This is a genomic window from Pontibacter cellulosilyticus (assembly GCF_014306105.1).
Classification (GTDB): Bacteria; Bacteroidota; Bacteroidia; order Cytophagales; family Hymenobacteraceae; genus Pontibacter; species Pontibacter cellulosilyticus.
Map to the genome: position 1 here is coordinate 212,245 of NZ_JACRVF010000002.1, position 18,540 is coordinate 230,784.

The following is an 18,540-nucleotide window of genomic DNA, read 5'->3' on the forward strand; positions in this document are numbered from 1 at the left end:
GTAGCTTTACAGTCAAGCGCAGTTTTCCTTAAGAAGGGCTACAGCAATAGTAGCCCTTTTTCGCGTAGTTCAAACCAGGTCGGTGACGCCATAAACTCATCAAACGTAAGGTGCGCCTCCGACGGAAAACTCTCCTGTAGTTGTGAAAGTGTTAAGGCTTCATTGCTCTCCGGTACAATCCTCTGTATTACATCAAATAGCCACTGACCTATACTTGCAGTTGTTTTTAGCTCAAAGTCCTCGCCTTTTTCATAAAATGTGAGCACGCAACGTTCAATAGTCTGGCCCTTCTTGGCGTACATAGTAAAATCAATCTCAGGGGTATTACCTAACCAAAGAACGCGCGCGCTAGGGCGAGTGCTGTCGGGACGGTGTGGCTGAGCAATGGCTGTACCGATCAGGTTAGGCTTAACGGTAGTGCGTGGCGTTTTAAAATCGAACCAGAACGAAAGCGGCTCATCCAGTGCAACACCATGCATGTAGTTGTAAATAGCCTTAGCCAAACCCTCTCCAAATAAAGCATGGTCGGTGCCAGTTGGGTCGTCGTGCCACAGGTCGTTGTTGGCAAAGTCGCCTTCCTCAGGGCCTACCTTTACCACTTTATACTTCTCCGGGTTCTTGCCTACAGGGCTGTGTGCCGTCATGCTAAAGCGGTGCCAGTAACCGGACTGTATCACGTTATTCTCGAACAACTGCCGCACTACCTCCAAAGAGTCTATTGTTTCCTGGGTAGTCTGCGTTGGGAAGCCATACATGAGGTAAGCGTGCACCATGATGCCAGCTTGAGTAAAGCTGTCGGTAACGCGGGCCACTTGGCCTATACTTACACCTTTTTCCATCAGGGCCAGTAGCCTGTCCGAAGCCACTTCCAATCCACCCGATACGGCAATACAGCCGGATGCTGCCAGCAGGCGGCACAGGTCCGGCGTAAATGTCTTCTCGAAACGGATATTTCCCCACCAGCTGATCTTCACACCTCGTCGGATAAGCTCTAGGGCCATGTCGCGGAGTGGGGCAGGAGGGGCAGCTTCATCAACAAAATGGAATCCTGTCTGCCCGGTCTGGGCTATGATCTGCTCAATGCGGTCTACCAGCAAGGTAGCTGGTGCCACATCGTAGCGGTTTATATAATCTAAGGTGATGTCGCAGAAGGAGCAGCGTTTCCAGTAGCAGCCGTGGGCAATGGTAAGCTTGTTCCAGCGGCCGTCGCTCCAGAGGCGGTGCATCGGGTTTACTACATCTATCACCGAAAGATAATCTTTCAAAGGCAAGTCGCTGTAATCAGGCGTACCCACTTCGGTGTGCGCAATATCGGGGTCGGTGCAGCCATTCATGTATTTTACCTCTCCGTCCTGAAGTATAAAAGCACGTTGCAGTTGATCTGCCTCACGTTTGCCCTGCAGGTGCTCGAGCAGTTTCAGCCACGGGCCTTCGCCGTCGTCCAGCGTCACAAAGTCAATGTATTTGAACAGGCGTGGCTCACGCAGGCTGCGCAGTTCGGTGTTCGGGTAGCCGCCACCCATAGCCGTTTTTATACCCGGGTGCTTCTGCTTGATGTGTTGAGCAATTCTTAATCCGCCGTACAAATTACCCGGAAACGGAATGGAGAAACCAACTATTCCTGGCTGTGCCTTTTGCAGGTGCTCATCTAGCAGTTCCAGTAGCATCTGGTCTATCAGGCTTGGCTCTTGCTGCAGTGCCTCCTCCATAGGGGTAAAAGATGTAGCCGATAGTGCCAGCTTTTCAGCGTAACGGCTAAAGGCAAAGTATGGCGATATGGTTTCTTTTATCAGGTCACCGAGGTCTTCCAAGTATAAAGTAGCTAGGTAACGTGCCCTGTCGGTGATGCCCATACTTCCGAAGGCCCAGTCAATGTCCTCTACCTGATCAAAGCGGGAAGCCTCAGGCAGAAAGCGGCTAAAGCTGATCTGCTGTGCCAGTGTCAGGTCCTTGTTCTGCAGGAATCTGATAACCGGCTCGATGGTATGCAGGTACTCCCGCTTCAGGCGAAGTATGCGTAGGCTGTTATCCGATAACTCATAGTCACCGTCCTCAATCTTCTTAAAAATACGTGTTAAGCCATCTCTGGAGAACATCTTCAGCACCAGCTCTATACCTAAGTCCGCCTGATGCACCGTATAGCCTCTGCCGGTCAGGAAGCCTTTTAAATAGGCTGTGGCAGGGTAAGGGGTATTAAGCTGGGTAAGCGGAGGGGTTATTAAGAGAATGTTTGGCTGCTCCAAAATTGTATGGCTTTGGTTGTTAGTGCGGCAAAATTAGGCATTCTGCCGATAGGATTTACATTTTGTCTCTCCCGAAACAGTTGCAGGGCAGGAGTGGTTCAGAAGCTGAGTATAACAAGAAAGCCTGCATCAACAGCAGGCTTCCATATATGGGTTAATATTTACTTGCTCTATCTGCCGGCAACCTTATCTACAGCATAGTTAACGCCAGGTACAATGGCCAGGGTTGTAAGCGCCACCAGTGTAAAAACAACAATGAACGAACGGAACCAACGGATCAGAAAATCAGAGGCCAGGCCAAATGTATAAAGCTCCATTGCTGAGGCTAACAAAAGGCTAAGTATGGCGATAATGATCAGTTTGCGCTTTAGCTGGGGCTTAATGTATTTCTTCATAAAGGGTTAACTAACAGCGCAAAGTTACATCTTTATACCTTAGCTTATACTTTACGAGTGACCTTTTTGCGCATCTTCCTCCTCCTTTGTCTGGTTTGTCTCTGGCTTTGCAGGCTCAGGCGGAGGGCTAGACTTCTCTCTCTTTACACGCTCTATATCCGAAGAATCGTCTTTGGTGGTTTCCTCTAATGGAGGCCTGTTGTGCTTTTTCTCTTGCATAGGTTAGTGTTCTATAGTTTATACTGTAAGTACGATAAGCGTTTAAACGAGTAGTGTTTTTAACTCTATACTTATCCTGAACGTACATTTAAAAGCCGCTGGTTATAAATTACCGCTGGCAAATTGTGCAACTAAAACGAAATCAGTAATGAAAATAAACGATATAAAACCACTTACCTGGGCGGCCGCTTTAGGATTGTTTGCAATGGTAGGCCTGGGCGCCTGCGATAAGGGTACAGAGCCTGGAGATACAAATACAGAGCGTAGCGAAATTATTGACGAGGGGGAATTGGTAGAAGAGAACGAGGATCCGATGGCGCCTTATACAGATACCACTGATCTGGAAGACCATTACGACCATGCCGACCATGAAGATCACGACGATAACAAGGCAAAAGCTATAGGTGACGGAGCTTATGACGGAAAAAAGGACGGCGTGCAGCGGGATGACCTAAACAATTAGTAAAGAATACAAACAAAAAAGCCTGCATAATTACATGCAGGCTTTTTTGTTATAAAATTCAGGCTTAATTAAACACGAAACCGTTTGGTGCAATTCCAGCAGTAAAAGAGCCAGCAGAAGTGCCATCTGGGTTGTAAATGTACACGGTTCCATCACCGGCAAATCCATTAGCATCGCCACCGTATATCAAACCTGTCTCAGGGTCTACACCTAAACCATAAAAGCTACGGTTTATAAGAACAGAATTGCTAAGGCTTGAGGCACCAATGTTGTGCGCATAAGTTTTGCCGGCGTAATTGAAGTACAGTTTATCTTTGCCAGAACTGATAGCAAGATTACCAGGCTGGCTTTGGTTGCCAGGGAAGGTAAAAGTTGTTTGTACAGCCTGTGTGCTAGGGTTGATCATGTTTAAAGCCCCAGCTGTAGTTTTGGTATAATCTACCGTCCAATCGGAATTATAAGCTACTTTACCCCCACTTAGCACCCACACGTTATTGTTTTTATCAAGCACAAGGCCATTTGGCGAGTCAGAAACGGTAATACTTTGCTCTACCACATCGGTGTTAGTGTTGATTACAGACACGCTGTTGCCGCCGCCGTTTGTCACATAGAGTTTCCCGTTAACTAATAGTAGCTTCTCAGGCATTACACCTACAGAAATTGTTTTAGTTACGGTTCTGCTAGCTAGGTCGATCACTGAAACACGACCTGCCTGTCCAAAGCTAACCCACTCTGTTACATAGCCTTTAGTGTTGTTAAGGGCTACAAAATAACGCGGTAGTAGCAGGCCTTCAATTACACCTTCCGATTTGAAAGTATAAGTGTTTACTACTTCAATCTTATTGCTATTGTTTGCTACTATATAGGCACGGTCATTTTGGATGGTCATGCTTTGCACCACATCGCCAAGTGGACGGCTATCGTTTTCTTTACTGAAAATGCCATTTTGTACCTGCTTTGCGGTTTTACTGTAATAAGACACTGATCCGGTTGGGGTGCCATAGTTTCCTTCGTTCACCACAAAAACACCTTCTTCAGCATAAGCGCCTGATGGAGCATCATTGTTATTATCGTCGCAGCTGGTAAATCCGAAAGCAGCTACTGATAAGGCTATAGCTGAAAAAAAGCTACGGAATGTATTCAATCGTTTCATTTTAAGTGATTATAAGATATAAGTTAAGGTATGATAAAGCGTAAACTGAATGTGTAGCCGCGCGGAGGCATGGCATGGTACGCCATGGTTTGGTAGGTGGCATTTGTCACGTTATCGGAACGTAGGGTAAGTACAAGGTTGTGGGTATGCAACTGCAGGCGCTTGCTCAGGGCTAAGTCTAGCAGCATAAAATCCTTCAGGTAATTTGACTCTGAGTTGTTGGTGTAGCGGATGCCGGTATAGTTTAGATTGCTTAGCACAGACCAGCCTTTATAAGCAGCAACAGCGCCAAGTACAGCTTTATGGCGTGGCACGTACATTAACTGATTTCCCTTGTTACCACTGCCTTCGTACACTTTTGCCTGCTCCGATGAAGTGTAAGTATAACCTGCTGTTGCGCTTAATTTTGCCTCGCCCAGCGTTATGGTTGCTTTTGTGTTTGCCTCTATGCCCTCTGCAGCTACTCTAAATAAGTTAACAGGCCGCCAACGTCCGCCAGCATCCGGAGACCATTGAATCCAGTCGTCAATTAGCATGTGATAAGCTGTCAGCTCCGTTTCCAATAATAGGGTATTACCAAGTATGAAGAGGTGTCGCAGGCCGCTTTCATAGCTCCAGCCTTGCTCTGGTTTCAGATCTGGGTTGCCGGCACCTACCCAAAAACGGTCATTGAGTGTGGGTGCCCGGTAACTACCTGCCACATTGCCTTTGAGCGAAAGCTGATTTATGTTATCATTATAAAACTTCCAATCGAAGCCAAGTGCTGGCGTTGGCTTAGGATTATAACCTTCGATGATAGCTTGGCGCAGATTTAGGCTCAGTTTAAGGTTTGAGGCTGGGTCGTAACGGAGTAAGGCAAAGGCAGATGCCCTGTTTTCGGACTGCTCTCCAGCGTAACCGCTGTTAGTTGCTGCGAAGTGCTGCAAATTTATCCCTCCTCGCAAGCTCCAGCGGTTGCCATGTGTATAAGCCTGCTCTGCCTGCAGTTGATATGTGTTTACATCTGAAATTGAGCTAGCAGTAGTGTTGCTGGTATATTGTAGGTAGTCGTTAAATAAGGCGGCTTTTACCGCTGTTTGTCCATATCGGCTATTATGTTCCAACTCAGCCATCAAACGCAGGTTTTTATCCTGCAACTGTGCTTTATTTGCCGCCGAGCCCATAGCAGGCTGTACTTCTCTATCTGCAAAAGTATACCACCCGTGCAGGGCAAATTTGGTGGCTGCAGCCAATTGCCAGACCAAGTCCTGTGTGATGCCATACTGCGATACAGCTGCATTTTCCTGCCGCACCTCTGGTGTTTGATACCTGGTTAGGTCTTTATATTTAAAGTTGTTAGCTGCCTGGCCATAGTATAAGCCTGTGCCAGCCTGTACTTTAGTAGTGCCATACTTTACATTACTGCTGCCAAAGTAGCGGCCAAAGCTCCCTGTCTCTGTCTGCACATCTGCGCCAAATCCCTCTCCCTTATAGTCTGGGGAGTTTAACAGCACCGCACCGCCTATGGCTCCACTGCCATAAGTTGCTGCTGCCGGTCCATACTGCACCGCTACATTACCAAAGCCACTAACAGGTAAAGTGGCAAAATCTGTTTGCCCTAAGGTAGGAGAGGAGATATTGAGGCCGTTCCAGAGTATAGCGGTTTGAGAAGCATTAGTGCCCCGAAATGCCACAGTGGAAATACCACTTACACCATAGCTTTTGAGGTACAGCGGAGTACGAGCTTGTAAAGCTTGAGCTAGTGAGCCAGATGCATAAGTATCTAGGTAGCTGCTATCTAATTGCGCGACACGGCTACCGGCAGCATACACTTCAGCGGGTTTGCCAAATACCTCTACAGTATGCAGCTGGTGCCGTGTAGTGTCCTGCTGTTGCGCCAGTGCAATAGGCGCTATACTTAGGCAGCAGCCTAATAGCCATACTTTCAGAAATGAGAATCGTGCCAATGCTTTGTTTGCTTTAGTCCCGAAGCATGCCGGCAGGTATAAGGGCAGAAACAGCAAACGCAGAAATAGCGGAGGCCGTGCAGCTTTTTACCCGAAAGCATACGACAAATCTTGTGTCGGACTGGCAGGTCTCCTGGCTCTCTTCCTTAGTCCGCCTTCCCATGTTGCGGGCAACACAGTGGCATTGGTGAAATGGACTAAGCCTTTTTACGAAGATGACAGTTGCGGGAACAGCGCAGGACTCACACCTGCTTCCCTTTTAAGGCTATAACAACGGTAATTGCTATAGCCACCAATCTGGTGCGAAATTACGAATTTATAATTTTGAATTACGAATTATAAGAGATGAATCGTGAAGGTATTTAACTTTTGATAAGAAGATCTACGTAAATCCAAACACGAACAACGATAAAAGGAAAACGAGACTTTGAAGCTGCCAAAAGAATTTTATACCCGACCTGATGTGGTGCAGATAGCACGGGAGTTGCTGGGGAAACACGTTTATACTTGCATTGACGGAATTATAACCGGAGGCATGGTTGTGGAAACAGAAGCCTATGCCGGTGAGAACGATAAGGCCTGCCATGCCCATCTAAACCGCCGCACCCAGCGCACGCAAATTATGTACAGCGAAGGCGGTGTGGCTTATGTATACTTGGTATATGGCATTTACCACCTCTTTAATATCATCACAAATAAGCAAGACAAAGCTGATGCGGTATTGATAAGAGCCATAGAGCCAGAAGTAGGAGTGGAAGAGATGCTGCTAAGGCGGGGATTCGAAAATATAAAACCTAATTTAACTGCTGGGCCGGGTGTAACAAGTATAGCTTTGGGCATTAGTAAAAAACACTACGGCGAAGATTTAACAGGTAACACTATTTGGCTGGAGGACAAAAACATCGTGCTACCTGAACAAAGTATAGCCACAGGCCCGCGCATTGGCATAGACTATGCAGGTGAAGATGCCCTGCTGCCCTGGCGCTTTTGGGTAAAGGGAAACCCGTGGGTTAGCCGGAAAAAGTAAGGTGCGACTAGACTACTTGTTTTTATAATGCAGTTGCACCAGCGCCGATTTATAGCTTTCAGACCTTACCAGTTGCAATTGCTGCTCCGGCAACCCATCCTGAGATAAGCGGATGCCATCGCCCAGAAGTATAGGTATAATGGAGATGGTATACTCATCGATAAGATTGTGCTGCCGCAACGCAGAGATAACTTGTGCTCCTCCGTCACAGAAGATGGTGCCACCTTCTTCTGCTTTTAGCTTTGTAACCAGCTCGGTTAAATCTCCTGAATAGAACCTGATTTTGCCAGCGGGCTCTTGGGGTGTGCGGGTAATTACATAGCACTCTTTATCACCATACGGATTTTCTACGCCCATACTTAGCACCTTGTCATAAGTGCGCCTGCCAAGTATAATGGTATCTACAGTAGCGATAAACTTTTGATAACCGTAGTCCTCGCCTTTGGTTTCTACTATCGATAACCACGACAGGTCATCATCTTGCCGGGCAATATAACCGTCAAGGCTAGTAGCAATGTAAATGACAAGCTTTCTGGAACTCATAATTTAAATTGGGCTTAGATATACACTCAAACTTGTATAATTATACTTTAAGTATAAAGTACAAGAAAGCAAAAAATACAACGGTAAAAAAGAGGCCTGCAACAATATCATCAGAGCGAATGGGCTTTTTTAAAATGATTTTGTATGCTACCCAAACTACAAAAATCACAGCTAGTATTACGCCTGCTGTAACAAATACCATGGGCTAAATACGTTGGTTTCAATTAAAACAGCTGTAAAAAACAGGAGCCACAACATTGCTGCTGTGACTCCTGCCTTTTAAGTTTTATAAGTTATGCTTTCGCCGCTCACGGTCTTGTTCGTTGTCGGTGCGGCCCTGTGGCGTCTGTTTTTGATTTAGTTTGGTGTCAGTTACATCTCTTTCCAGGCTGTTACTGATGTCTTTTGGGTTGTTCTTATTCTTATCCGTTAACCCGGATTTTTTATTTTTATCTTGATTCTTCATGATTTTACTTTATAAGGTGAGGTGAAATTAATCCTCGTTTTCTTCTTTGGCTTGTTTGCCGCTGTCTTTACGAGTGCCGCCTGAATTAGACCAGCCTTTGCCTTGCGAGGATTTTGATTGCTGTCTGCCTAGGTTACCACTAGTTGTCTCAGCTGTTGAGCGGCTCTTATCTAAAGAAGCCTGAACAGCTAGGCGATCTCCTTTTTTACCGTCTTCAAACGATTTTTGAGGGTTGCTGGCGAAGCCATGAAACTCCCAGTTGGTGTTCTTCTGTCCTTTCATTGTTGTTTTCAATTATAAGTGAAACATATGTCAGGCAATATGCCCAGGTAATTCTTTGGGTTTACGAGTGGCGGTTACCGCTACGCTTGTGACCTTGGCTGCCTACTTTTACATGTGCCTTTGCAGCTTCGTGCCAATCGCGGCCATGTACAATGGCCTTGCCGGAGAGATTTCGATCATACTTAGAAGATGGCGGAATAACCTGCTTTTGCTGATTTCCCGAGCCGGGTTGTATCGTGCGTGAGGTGTTATGAATATCCTGCGACATCCTGTTCTGAAGATCGTTTTTATCTGTCTTCATAGTACTTGGTAAAATAAAAAATGGCCTGTACTTATTCAGGCTCACCAAGTAGTGTACGAAGCTAAGGTGGTGTTGTTCAGGAAAATGGACTTTAATTAAGCCTTCTGGCAAACCAGTACAACTGGCTTCTGGTGCATGTCGGTGGTAAAGAACAAGTATATATCGCCACCCTCTTTTATGCCGGTTTTTCGGCGGATTTCGGCCACTGATTCTGGGAAATTGCGCACAGTTATATTCGCTTTTTTGGTAGGCAGGTGGCGCATGAGTTCTTTTTTGTTGTAGCGGCATACGGCCAGGCACCTGAAGCTGCGGCCCGGAAAATCTGGCACAAGCATGGCCGAGGTATAAAGGTGACTGTTAGGGTGGAGTTTACTCATACCGTACCGCTGACCTGTAGTGCGGAAGGCGCCGGCTTTAAGTATGGCGGCATTGGGTTCGTACACAAACTGCAGCGGATCGGAGTAATTTGGAACGGCGGCATCTTCGGCTGTGCGGGTAAAACTTATACTTTGCGAGGCAGCCCCCGATAATAGGTTTGTGGCTGTACGCGCTGCCTCTGCTGGAGCGGGTGCGTTAGGCTGCAGCAAGTATAAAACTTCCTTCACTTCGTTCTGCACAGCCACAACCCATATCTGGTATACCTGCCCCAGTTGCTCCAGCGCCTGTTCAATGTCAAGCATCGGTGAGGTTTTGAGAAGTATGGCTTTTGATTTTTGCAGCAGGAGAGGCAGTAGGTGCAATACATCAGGCTCACAGTCCTGTAGCAAGTGCAGTTTTTCGTCGCGGTTGCCGCGGCGGGCAGGGTCTAAGTATATTATATCAGCTTTGCCGGTATAGCTTTCTAAGAAGTCCTCTGCGGTAGTGTTTATACTTTGGAGGTTATCAGCGCCCAGCAGCTTAAAGTTATGTGCAGCAATCTGCTGCAACTCTTTGTTCTGTTCCAGGTGCACTACCTGCTTAAATCGTTTGGCAAAGTATAAACTGTCCACGCCAAAACCTCCAGTCAGATCAATCAGTAGATCTCCGGAAATAACCGAGGCCTTGAAAGCTGCTGTAGCCTCAGAAGAGCTTTGTTCTACAGAAAGCGTAACCGGGAAGATTATATCAGGATTTTGCGCCCAGGTAGGTAGCTTGTGCGTAGCTTTTTGCCTTGCTTGTATCTGTTGAACCAACTCCAGTACAGGCAACTGAGGATAGCGTTTAGCCTGTAGCATAAGTGTGGCCGGGGCGTGGTGCAGGTGCTCCTGTATAAATTGCTTCTCTTCTGGTGTAAAAATGCGCATCTTTAGGTTTGCATGAAAAAGCAGGCAATGCCAAAGGTACGGAATTATACTTTGAGTCTATAGTTCGTTAAGCTTACCAATGGTGAAGTATGAGCTAGCTTGATAATCTTTTTGTTTAATGTTTTTAAAATAACTCTAAACAATATCCCTCACTGCTAGTTGTTAAGAGTGTAATCAATTAAGAAGTTAACTAATAGAAAAAATGCTATGAAGAAGAGTCTGAAAATTTTATTGCTAGCTGTTTTGCCAACAGTTTTCCTGGCTGCCTGCGACGATGACGATGACTTGGATCTGCAGGACGACAACGCACAGGTAATGGTAGTGCATGCCTCTCCCAATGCACCTGCTGTAGACCTATATGTAGATGATGCCAAAGTAAACGCTACTGCGCTTAACTACCCGAATAATACTGGCTATCTGGAAGTAGAAAGCGGCAGCCGTAATTTTAAAGTAACTCTTGCCGGAGCCAGTGCAGGAAGTGCCGTTATAAATGCCACTGTGCCCTTAGAAGAAGATCAGGCATATAGTGTGTTTGCAGTTAATACTTTAAGTAATATAGAAGCACTTGTTTTAGAAGACGACCTGACAGAGCCAGCCTCTGGTAAAGCACATGTGCGTTTCGTGCACTTGTCGCCGGATGCGCCAGCCGTAGATATTGCTGTGCAGAATGGCCCGGTGCTTTTCTCCAATATCCAGTTTAAGGGCAGCACGGCTTTTGTGCCTGTTGATGCCGGAAACTATACCTTAGAAGTAAGGCCTACAGGATCAAGCACAGCAGTATTAACTCCCCAGGTGCAGCTTACGAATGGTGCTATTTACACGATTTTTGCCAAAGGCTTCTTAACACCGCCAGCTAACAACAATAACACGCTAGGTGCTGAAGTAATTGTTAACAACTAACCTAGTATTTGAAGAAGACCACTACCCCAGCGCCTGCTTAATGAGCAGGCGCTGTTGTTTTTAGAGTATAATTTTGAGATTCAAGAGTATAAGGTAAGTATAGTTGAACTTGCGCAACAAAATTTGTAATTTTGTGTTTTACCTGAAAAAACATTCATAATGATCGATACACAACTTAAGTACAAAGTAAGAGACATCTCCCTTGCAGAGTGGGGACGTAAGGAAATTAGGTTGGCTGAGGCAGAAATGCCAGGCTTAATGGCTATTCGTGAGGAGTATGGCCCAAGCAAGCCGCTTGCAGGTGCACGCATTGCAGGTTGCCTTCACATGACTATCCAAACAGCTGTTCTTATTGAGACGCTGGTAGAGTTAGGCGCTGAGGTTACCTGGTCGTCTTGCAACATTTTCTCTACGCAAGACCATGCTGCTGCTGCAATTGCCGCTGCTGGCATCTCTGTATATGCCTGGAAAGGTATGACTGCAGAGGAGTTTGACTGGTGTATTGAGCAGACCCTGTTCTTCGGTGAAGACCGTAAGCCACTTAATATGATTCTGGATGACGGCGGTGACCTTACAAACATGGTGTTTGATAAGTATCCTGAGCTTGCATCGGGTATCAAAGGCTTGTCTGAAGAGACTACAACCGGTGTACACCGTTTGTATGAGCGTATGAAGAACGGCACATTGGTAATGCCTGCTATCAACGTAAATGACTCAGTTACTAAGTCTAAGTTTGACAACAAGTATGGCTGTAAAGAGTCGTTGGTAGATGCGATCCGTCGTGCTACTGATGTGATGATGGCCGGTAAAGTAGCTGTAGTTGCTGGTTACGGCGACGTAGGCAAAGGTTCTGCTGCTTCGCTAAGAGGTGCAGGTGCCCGAGTAATCGTAACTGAGATCGACCCGATTTGCGCGCTACAAGCTGCCATGGACGGTTTTGCTGTAAAAAGAATGGTTGATGCCGTGAAAGAGGCTGACATTGTGGTTACTGCAACTGGTAACAAAAACATTATTACAGGCGAGCATTTCCGTTCTATGAAAGACAAGGCTATCGTTTGTAACATCGGACACTTCGATAACGAGATCGATATGGCTTGGCTGAACGGTAACTACGGTGATACCAAGGATGTTATTAAACCGCAGGTAGACCTTTATAATGTAGACGGTAAAGATATCATTGTGCTTGCTGAAGGGCGCCTTGTAAACCTTGGTTGTGCTACAGGCCACCCATCGTTTGTAATGTCTAACTCATTCTCTAACCAGACGCTTGCCCAGATAGAGCTTTGGACAAATGCTGATGCTTACGAAAACAAAGTTTATACTTTGCCTAAGCACCTGGATGAGAAAGTAGCCCGTCTGCACCTTGGTAAGATTGGTGTTGAGCTGGATGAGTTAACTCCTGATCAGGCTAATTATATTGGTGTGGAGGTAGAAGGCCCATACAAGCCAGAGTACTACAGATACTAATAAGTATAAATATAAGAACAGCCGGCGCAGTTTTCTGTGCCGGCTGTTTTGTTTATAGATGTTCTGTAATAGTAGTATTTATCTTTTCATATAATATTGAATCTGGACATCAGGGTTTTCTTATAAGACTTACCTATTGGTACATCGCCTTTGGCAAACACAACTGAGTTTTCTTCTAGTGCCTCAATCTTATCTAAGTTGGCGATATAAGACCGGTGTACGCGCACAAAGTTCTGAGGTGGTAATTTGTGCTCCATGTCTTTTAGTGTAGAGCTAACCAAATACTTTTGGTCGGCAGTTACGATAAAAGAATAGTTGTCGTAGGCCTCTACCCAGATAATCTCACTATAAGGCACTTTAATTATCCGGTGCTTTACCTTTACAAAAATGTAATCAGTGGCAACTTCCTGTTCTTTATTGCTTATCGGCGCTCCGTTTATTTCTTTTTCTTCACGGTGGCCGCTGTCGTGCTTGTATAGCGCAATTTCAATGGCTGAGCGCAGGCTCTTTTCATCAAACGGTTTAACCAGGAAACCATCAGGTTCAGTCTTTTTTGCCCTATCAATAGTCGCATGATCTGCGTAGGCTGTTAGGTAAATAAACGGAATGTCAAATTCCTTGCGGATGCGGTTCCCGATATCCACACCGTCCTGGCCACCTCCTAAATTGATGTCTAGCAGCACCAGGTCTGGTTGAGTCTCTCTGATCTTATCGATTGTGTCCTGGCCTGAGTCAATTGCGCATGTAGTATAGCCTAGCTCTTCCAGGCTCGCTGCAAGATCCTCCGCAATTATGACTTCGTCTTCTGATATAAGAATTTTAGGTTTTGTCATAGCTTTAGGTTCTTACGGAAAATTAATAATTATGATGGTAAAACAAAATACAATATTGAATTAGTGCCATTATTATTTTTAAAGTCTATTCTCCCATTAACTTTTTTGCTAAGTGATGACACTAACTGCAAGCCAAAAGAGTTTTTCATCTTTTGTTCAAAGTCGACAGGCAAGCCCCTACCGTTATCGCTTACGGTTAAAGTGAAGCGGCCGTTATGATCTTGCTTCAAAACTATGCGCAGCTGCCCCTGCTGGTTTCTATCGGTGAAAGCGTATTTTAAAGAATTGGAAACGAGCTCATTTACAATTAAGCCCAGTGTAATGGCTGTGTCAATGTCTACTTTAATAGAGGGCACGCTGAGGTCCAGGTGTACCTGCTCTTCTGTAATACCATAAGCCTCATACAAACTCTCGCATATGCCCCGGAAGTAGTCGTCCAGATCTATTGCACCTAAATCGTCGTGGCGGTAAAGCCGCTCATGAAGTATAGCCATAGAGCGCACTCTACTCTTAAGAGCTCGCATTACATCTGTAGCCTGTGGGTCCTGTACGTACCTCGATTGCAGATTTAGCATACTTATTACTATCTGCAAGTTGTTCTTTACACGGTGGTGAATCTCCTGCAGCAGCATCTCTTTTTCACGGTTCTTTCGCTCTAATAAACGCGTGCGGTGGTTTACCCGCATTTCGAGCAGCGTGTTCATTTTAACAAGGCTGCGCTCCCGCAGTTTCACGATGCTCAGCACCGCCCCGGCAACAACAAGCAGCAATACGCCTATAAACCACTCCCGGCGCCAGATAGGTGGTACAATCGAGAAGGCATACACATAGGGCTTGGGTGTCCAGTAGCCATCGTTGTTTTGGGCAATCAATTCAAAGTTGTAGTTGCCTGGCGTAAGGTTAGGGTAACTGGCAAAAGACTGATCAGTAGCGGCTGACCATTGGTCCTGGTAACCTTTTAGCCGGTATTTATACTTAACCTGCTCTGGCCCCGAAAGGCAAATGGCATGAAAATCGAATGTCAGGTGGTTTTGCGTGTGCGGTAGGCGCAGATTTATAGGCAAGCCCGAAATAGAGTCTGATTTATAGCCCAGCTGTTGCCAGTCGGTAGGCTTCTGGTACAGCATTATTTCGTTGATAGAGACTTTCGGGTAAATTTTGTTTGGTCTGTCCAGAGTTGGCAGGTATTTAGTGAGGCCCTTGGTGGTGCCAAACCATATACAGCCATCAGGGGTTTGCGTTATAGCATTGTTATTAATCTCGATTCCTCTAAAACCATTTGCACCCGAGTAACTCCTGTATGATAGCTTTTGGTGTTGCCGCAGCGGTGGGAGCAGTACTTTGAGAACATTGCGGCTTGTGCCTACCCATAGGTTATCTTTATCATCCACAAAAAGACCTTTAACCCCTTCGTTTGGCAATCCTTCATCTTTTGTGAGCAGCTTTGGCTTTTCCCATTTGTCATTAAGTACGGCTATACCATAGTTAAAGCCTCCAAAGTATAACACTCCATACTTATCTTCTGCTATAGATGTCACCTCTTCTAACTGGAACTGCTCTAACTCAGGAGCCTTAATGATTTCTCCGTTTACCAACTTATAAACACCGGTAGAGGCTGCAATCCAAAGCTGGTTTTTACTGTCGCGGAGCATGTGATGGATTTTGGCAACAGGTAAAATACCTGGCAGTTTATACTTTTTAAAAGCACCATTAGTGTAGCAGACTATTCCGTTAGCTGTTGCCATCCAAATATTCCCCTTCTCATCGGGCATGCATTGATATACTTCATTGGCAGGCAGTCCGTTATCTATTGTAAAGTGTCTGGCGCCAAGCGGAGTAACATTCCAAGCGCCGTTACTGGTGGCCACCCAGGTAGTCTGATCCTCCATTACCGCAATCCGATGTACTGTAGTGCCCTCAGGCCATAGTGTGTTCAGGTTCCAGTTTAAGCGACCTCCATCTAAGTAAGCTGTGTTTCCTTCCTCTGTGCCTACCCATATCCTGCCTTTGTTGTCGCTGGTTAAGGCAGTAACACGTGGCTCATTTAATTCGGCAAAATCAAAGTAATGTATAAACCAAGGCGAAGTATACTGCTGTATGCCATAGCCATTAGTGCCTATCCAGATATTCCCCTCTTTGTCGGCGGCCAGGGTATTGATGCGTTTAGAGCGAAGGCCATTCTGCCTGGCAAAGTAAGTATAACTTTTGCCATCATATTTAACCAAGCCGTTTTGTTTCAGGCCAATCCATAAGTTTCCGTACAAATCATGCAGAAAAGAAGAAACTCCTAAGTCCGGCCGGTTGATCGGTATCTTGAAAGCCGACAAGGTGGTATCCGAAAATATTGCTGCTCCTTCTTCAGTGCCTATCCAGACATCCTGGTTCTTGTCCTGGTAAAGAGTGGTAATATGATTGCTGGGTATGGGGCTGTTTTCTGTATTATAGTGAGTTGTACCGGTGCTGCCTGCTCTGTGTAATCCGTCGGTTTGGCTACCGGCCAGAACCGTGTTGTCGGGCATTACTACAACAGAGGTATAAGGCTGTTCGGGAAGCGTTGTATATTTAGTGAATGAGTTGTTGTTCAGGTAGTATATGCCCTCCTCGGTTGCAAACCATATGTTGCCCCTGGTGTCTTCTGTTATGTCAAAAACGGTGTTAGCCTTAAAGCCCTGCTCTGCCCCATACTTCCTAAACTTGCCTGCAGTATACTTAACCAAGCCACGATCAGAGGTGCCAATCCAGATATTATTTTGCTTGTCTTCGAAAAGAACAGACACATTATTGCTAGTTAGGCCGCTTTCGTTGGTGTAAGTATAAAATTGTTTGCCGTTAAAACGACTTACTCCACCTCGTGTGGCAATCCAAAGGTGTCCTGTGTGGGCCTGGAGGATATCGTTTACCTGCGACTGAGGGAGGCCCTGTTCGAGTGTCCAGTTTCTGAAGTTATACTGCTGCGCCCCCACGTGTATACTTTGCAATACACAGAGCACACTTAGCACTACAGCTATATATAAAGGGCGTTTGATCATGGAAAAGCAGCAAGCTTACGGCTACGAAGGTTGTGTATTAATCGCGCAAATATGTATTGTACTATAATTTAATGCTTTTGTTACGCGATAAGCTTTTAAGTACCTGAGTTTTTAGCGATAAAAGAACGATATTTGCAGCGCGTAAAGAATCAAGATCATTGTACTCCATGCAAGTAAAGCTGTCTGTAACTATTATCACTTTTAATGAAGAGCAAAACATAGAGCGCTGCCTGAAGTCTGTTGAAGATATTGCCGATGAAGTGGTGGTTGTAGACTCTTTCTCAACGGACAGGACGAAAGAAATCTGCTTAAGTTATGGAGTTAAGTTTATACAAAACTCTTTTACAGGCTACAGTGAGCAGAAAAACTTCGCCAATGCAAGTGCATCGTTTGATTATATTCTCTCTTTAGATGCCGACGAGGCATTGACAGACGAACTACGGCAGTCTATCTTAACTGTAAAGAACAATTGGACAGCCGATGCCTACAGAATGAACCGCCTTACTAACTATCGTGGGAAATGGATAAAGCACTCTGGTTGGTATCCTGATAGAAAATTGAGGCTATTTGATAAAACAAAAGGATCTTGGAAAGGACAATTGCACGAGAGTATCGTGACAGAGCCCGGTGCTAAGGTAGAGTATCTAAAGGGAGATATCTTGCATTACTATAGCTATAACGTAAAGCAGCACGTGGACCAGATCAACAAGTACACCGGCATTTACATGAATGAAATGTGGCAGAAAGGCAAAAAGACGTCTGTGCTCGCTGTAGTTGTAAAGCCGCCTTTTCGTTTTTTCAGAACATACTTTTTGCAGCTGGGTTTTCTGGACGGCTTTAATGGGTTCTTTATTGCCGGTTTATCAGCCTATACTGTTTTCCTGAAATATGCTAAGCTATACTTAGCTCACAAAGCAGGCGGCCCTGACAAAGTATAACTGATATCGTTGTTTAATTTTATACTATGGTAGCAGGCATTTCTGTTGTTATTCCTAACTATAACGGGATTCACCTTTTCGAGCATACGCTGCCAACGGTGGTAGAGGCGTTGCAACATGTAAATAAACCCAATGAGATTATTGTAGTGGATGACTGTTCGACAGATACCTCTGTAGCGTACCTCCAGCAGCACTACCCTGAAATAAAAATCATTCAGAACAAGGTAAACAGTGGCTTTTCGGTAACGGCTAACAATGGCATAAAGGCGGCAACTTATGATAAAGTGCTGTTGCTGAACAGCGATGTGAAGCTAACTCCTGATTATTTTGCCAACCAGTACAAGTATTTTGACAAGCCTGATACCTTTGGGGTAATGGGCAGGATTGTAGGTTGGGAAGACGAAAAGATTCAGGACGGGGCCAAATTCCCATACTACCACGGCAGCAAGATTAAAACATCAGGCAACTACTTGTTAAAGGACGAGCGCCTGATGCAGGATGGTTTATACTCTATGTACCTCTCCGGGGCCAATGCTTTCATCGATAAAGAAAAGTTCTTGTTGATAGGAGGCTTTAATGAGCTATTCTCTCCTTTTTATGTGGAGGATTATGAGTTATCATTGCGGGCATGGCGCTTAGGCTTTAAGTGCTACTACGATTACAACAGCGTTTGTCGCCACCAAGTCTCTACTTCTATTAAATCTAAAAGCAAGAAGAGGTACGTAAGCACCATTTACGACCGCAATAAGATGTTTTTGCATGCCATTCACTTAGAAGGAGTGCAACGCCTGCTGTGGTATCTGCAACTTATCCCAGAGGCTCTTGTAAGAATATTCACCTTTAGATGGCACTACCTGAAGTCGCTGTCAATGTTTATGAATGCGTCGGAGCAGGTAAATCAGTCAAGGCTGCAGTTTGAGACCAAATCCAAGGCGCTTGGCACACGGTGCAGCATTGGCGAAATCAAAGAATTTATACTTTCCAGTATCAAAGCCGAAAAAGTCATTTTATAGCCGGCAGCTAACATCGCATCTATACTTTTTTGGAGGCAC

The 18,540-nt window shown here is 45.4% G+C and carries 18 protein-coding genes and 1 riboswitch; of the genes, 6 read left to right on the plus strand and 12 right to left on the minus strand.

Annotated elements, in window-relative coordinates; genetic code table 11:
• Positions 1-38 precede the first annotated feature (38 nt).
• The 3 genes from H8S84_RS08535 to H8S84_RS08545 all read right to left on the minus strand — a co-directional run bounded on the left by H8S84_RS08535 (position 39) and on the right by H8S84_RS08545 (position 2,857).
• Positions 39-2,243, minus strand: coding sequence for a B12-binding domain-containing radical SAM protein (locus H8S84_RS08535; protein WP_187066907.1), 2,205 nt, complete (start codon positions 2,241-2,243; stop codon positions 39-41).
• A gap of 170 nt (positions 2,244-2,413) precedes the next feature.
• Entirely contained in the window at positions 2,414-2,638 is a 225-nt protein-coding gene (locus H8S84_RS08540; protein WP_187066908.1) for a DUF2798 domain-containing protein, read from the minus strand.
• A gap of 51 nt (positions 2,639-2,689) precedes the next feature.
• The gene (locus tag H8S84_RS08545; RefSeq protein ID WP_187066909.1) at positions 2,690-2,857 is read right to left on the minus strand and encodes a hypothetical protein; all 168 of its coding nucleotides are present in this window, start codon (positions 2,855-2,857) and stop codon (positions 2,690-2,692) included.
• Positions 2,858-3,005: 148 nt separating this feature from the next.
• Here H8S84_RS08545 and H8S84_RS08550 point away from each other — a divergent pair, with 148 nt between their 5' ends.
• Positions 3,006-3,320 (plus strand): hypothetical protein, encoded by a 315-nt coding sequence (locus H8S84_RS08550; RefSeq protein ID WP_230407114.1) that lies wholly within the window; start codon positions 3,006-3,008, stop codon positions 3,318-3,320.
• A gap of 64 nt (positions 3,321-3,384) precedes the next feature.
• On the opposite strand, the gene H8S84_RS08555 is transcribed toward H8S84_RS08550, so the two are convergent.
• Positions 3,385-4,473, minus strand: a complete 1,089-nt coding sequence (locus H8S84_RS08555) for a DUF5074 domain-containing protein (RefSeq protein WP_187066910.1) — start codon at positions 4,471-4,473, stop codon at positions 3,385-3,387.
• A gap of 23 nt (positions 4,474-4,496) precedes the next feature.
• Complete coding sequence (locus H8S84_RS08560; RefSeq protein WP_187066911.1) at positions 4,497-6,419, minus strand: TonB-dependent receptor plug domain-containing protein; 1,923 nt, start codon at positions 6,417-6,419, stop codon at positions 4,497-4,499.
• Between the two features lie 106 nt (positions 6,420-6,525).
• A riboswitch (cobalamin riboswitch) is annotated at positions 6,526-6,731 on the minus strand.
• 115 nt (positions 6,732-6,846) lie between these two features.
• Here H8S84_RS08560 and H8S84_RS08565 point away from each other — a divergent pair.
• On the plus strand, positions 6,847-7,446 hold the full coding sequence (locus H8S84_RS08565; RefSeq protein ID WP_187066912.1) for a DNA-3-methyladenine glycosylase: 600 nt from the start codon (positions 6,847-6,849) through the stop codon (positions 7,444-7,446).
• A gap of 12 nt (positions 7,447-7,458) precedes the next feature.
• On the opposite strand, the gene H8S84_RS08570 is transcribed toward H8S84_RS08565, so the two are convergent.
• The 5 genes from H8S84_RS08570 to H8S84_RS08590 all read right to left on the minus strand — a co-directional run bounded on the left by H8S84_RS08570 (position 7,459) and on the right by H8S84_RS08590 (position 10,321).
• On the minus strand, positions 7,459-7,989 hold the full coding sequence (locus H8S84_RS08570; RefSeq protein ID WP_187066913.1) for a dihydrofolate reductase family protein: 531 nt from the start codon (positions 7,987-7,989) through the stop codon (positions 7,459-7,461).
• Positions 7,990-8,275: 286 nt separating this feature from the next.
• Positions 8,276-8,455 (minus strand): hypothetical protein, encoded by a 180-nt coding sequence (locus H8S84_RS08575; protein WP_187066914.1) that lies wholly within the window; start codon positions 8,453-8,455, stop codon positions 8,276-8,278.
• Positions 8,456-8,482: 27 nt separating this feature from the next.
• On the minus strand, positions 8,483-8,737 hold the full coding sequence (locus H8S84_RS08580) for a hypothetical protein (protein ID WP_187066915.1): 255 nt from the start codon (positions 8,735-8,737) through the stop codon (positions 8,483-8,485).
• A gap of 61 nt (positions 8,738-8,798) precedes the next feature.
• Positions 8,799-9,038 carry a hypothetical protein gene (locus tag H8S84_RS08585; protein ID WP_187066916.1) on the minus strand — a complete coding sequence of 80 codons (240 nt, stop codon included), beginning with the start codon at positions 9,036-9,038 and terminating at the stop codon, positions 8,799-8,801.
• Positions 9,039-9,133: 95 nt separating this feature from the next.
• On the minus strand, positions 9,134-10,321 hold the full coding sequence (locus tag H8S84_RS08590) for a THUMP-like domain-containing protein (protein ID WP_187066917.1): 1,188 nt from the start codon (positions 10,319-10,321) through the stop codon (positions 9,134-9,136).
• A gap of 207 nt (positions 10,322-10,528) precedes the next feature.
• On the opposite strand from H8S84_RS08590, the gene H8S84_RS08595 reads away from it, so the two are divergent.
• Both H8S84_RS08595 and ahcY read left to right on the plus strand, forming a co-directional pair.
• Positions 10,529-11,221 (plus strand): DUF4397 domain-containing protein, encoded by a 693-nt coding sequence (locus H8S84_RS08595; RefSeq protein WP_187066918.1) that lies wholly within the window; start codon positions 10,529-10,531, stop codon positions 11,219-11,221.
• Positions 11,222-11,380: 159 nt separating this feature from the next.
• Entirely contained in the window at positions 11,381-12,688 is a 1,308-nt protein-coding gene (gene ahcY, locus H8S84_RS08600; RefSeq protein ID WP_187066919.1) for an adenosylhomocysteinase, read from the plus strand.
• 86 nt (positions 12,689-12,774) lie between these two features.
• On the opposite strand, the gene H8S84_RS08605 is transcribed toward ahcY, so the two are convergent.
• Positions 12,775-13,521, minus strand: a complete 747-nt coding sequence (locus H8S84_RS08605) for a LytR/AlgR family response regulator transcription factor (RefSeq protein WP_187066920.1) — start codon at positions 13,519-13,521, stop codon at positions 12,775-12,777.
• A 29-nt stretch (positions 13,522-13,550) separates the two neighbouring features.
• Positions 13,551-16,550 carry a ligand-binding sensor domain-containing protein gene (locus tag H8S84_RS08610; protein WP_187066921.1) on the minus strand — a complete coding sequence of 1,000 codons (3,000 nt, stop codon included), beginning with the start codon at positions 16,548-16,550 and terminating at the stop codon, positions 13,551-13,553.
• A gap of 128 nt (positions 16,551-16,678) precedes the next feature.
• On the opposite strand from H8S84_RS08610, the gene H8S84_RS08615 reads away from it, so the two are divergent.
• Together H8S84_RS08615 and H8S84_RS08620 are read left to right on the plus strand one after the other, a co-directional pair.
• The gene (locus H8S84_RS08615) at positions 16,679-17,488 is read left to right on the plus strand and encodes a glycosyltransferase family 2 protein (protein WP_317175437.1); all 810 of its coding nucleotides are present in this window, start codon (positions 16,679-16,681) and stop codon (positions 17,486-17,488) included.
• Positions 17,489-17,514: 26 nt separating this feature from the next.
• Positions 17,515-18,501: a glycosyltransferase family 2 protein gene (locus tag H8S84_RS08620; protein WP_187066923.1), complete on the plus strand. Its 987-nt coding sequence runs from the start codon at positions 17,515-17,517 to the stop codon at positions 18,499-18,501.
• The last annotated feature ends 39 nt before the right edge of the window (positions 18,502-18,540 follow it).

What these genes read in the sequence shown, in the direction of transcription:
- H8S84_RS08540 (WP_187066908.1), bottom strand. Translation starts at nt 2,638, where the DNA reads ATGAAGAAATACATTAAGCCCCAGCTAAAGCGCAAACTGATCATTATC.
- H8S84_RS08545 (WP_187066909.1), bottom strand. Translation starts at nt 2,857, where the DNA reads ATGCAAGAGAAAAAGCACAACAGGCCTCCATTAGAGGAAACCACCAAA.
- H8S84_RS08550 (WP_230407114.1), top strand. Translation starts at nt 3,006, where the DNA reads ATGAAAATAAACGATATAAAACCACTTACCTGGGCGGCCGCTTTAGGA.
- H8S84_RS08555 (WP_187066910.1), bottom strand. Translation starts at nt 4,473, where the DNA reads ATGAAACGATTGAATACATTCCGTAGCTTTTTTTCAGCTATAGCCTTA.
- H8S84_RS08570 (WP_187066913.1), bottom strand. Translation starts at nt 7,989, where the DNA reads ATGAGTTCCAGAAAGCTTGTCATTTACATTGCTACTAGCCTTGACGGT.
- H8S84_RS08575 (WP_187066914.1), bottom strand. Translation starts at nt 8,455, where the DNA reads ATGAAGAATCAAGATAAAAATAAAAAATCCGGGTTAACGGATAAGAAT.
- H8S84_RS08580 (WP_187066915.1), bottom strand. Translation starts at nt 8,737, where the DNA reads ATGAAAGGACAGAAGAACACCAACTGGGAGTTTCATGGCTTCGCCAGC.
- H8S84_RS08585 (WP_187066916.1), bottom strand. Translation starts at nt 9,038, where the DNA reads ATGAAGACAGATAAAAACGATCTTCAGAACAGGATGTCGCAGGATATT.
- H8S84_RS08590 (WP_187066917.1), bottom strand. Translation starts at nt 10,321, where the DNA reads ATGCGCATTTTTACACCAGAAGAGAAGCAATTTATACAGGAGCACCTG.
- H8S84_RS08595 (WP_187066918.1), top strand. Translation starts at nt 10,529, where the DNA reads ATGAAGAAGAGTCTGAAAATTTTATTGCTAGCTGTTTTGCCAACAGTT.
- ahcY (WP_187066919.1), top strand. Translation starts at nt 11,381, where the DNA reads ATGATCGATACACAACTTAAGTACAAAGTAAGAGACATCTCCCTTGCA.
- H8S84_RS08605 (WP_187066920.1), bottom strand. Translation starts at nt 13,521, where the DNA reads ATGACAAAACCTAAAATTCTTATATCAGAAGACGAAGTCATAATTGCG.
- H8S84_RS08610 (WP_187066921.1), bottom strand. Translation starts at nt 16,550, where the DNA reads ATGATCAAACGCCCTTTATATATAGCTGTAGTGCTAAGTGTGCTCTGT.
- H8S84_RS08620 (WP_187066923.1), top strand. Translation starts at nt 17,515, where the DNA reads ATGGTAGCAGGCATTTCTGTTGTTATTCCTAACTATAACGGGATTCAC.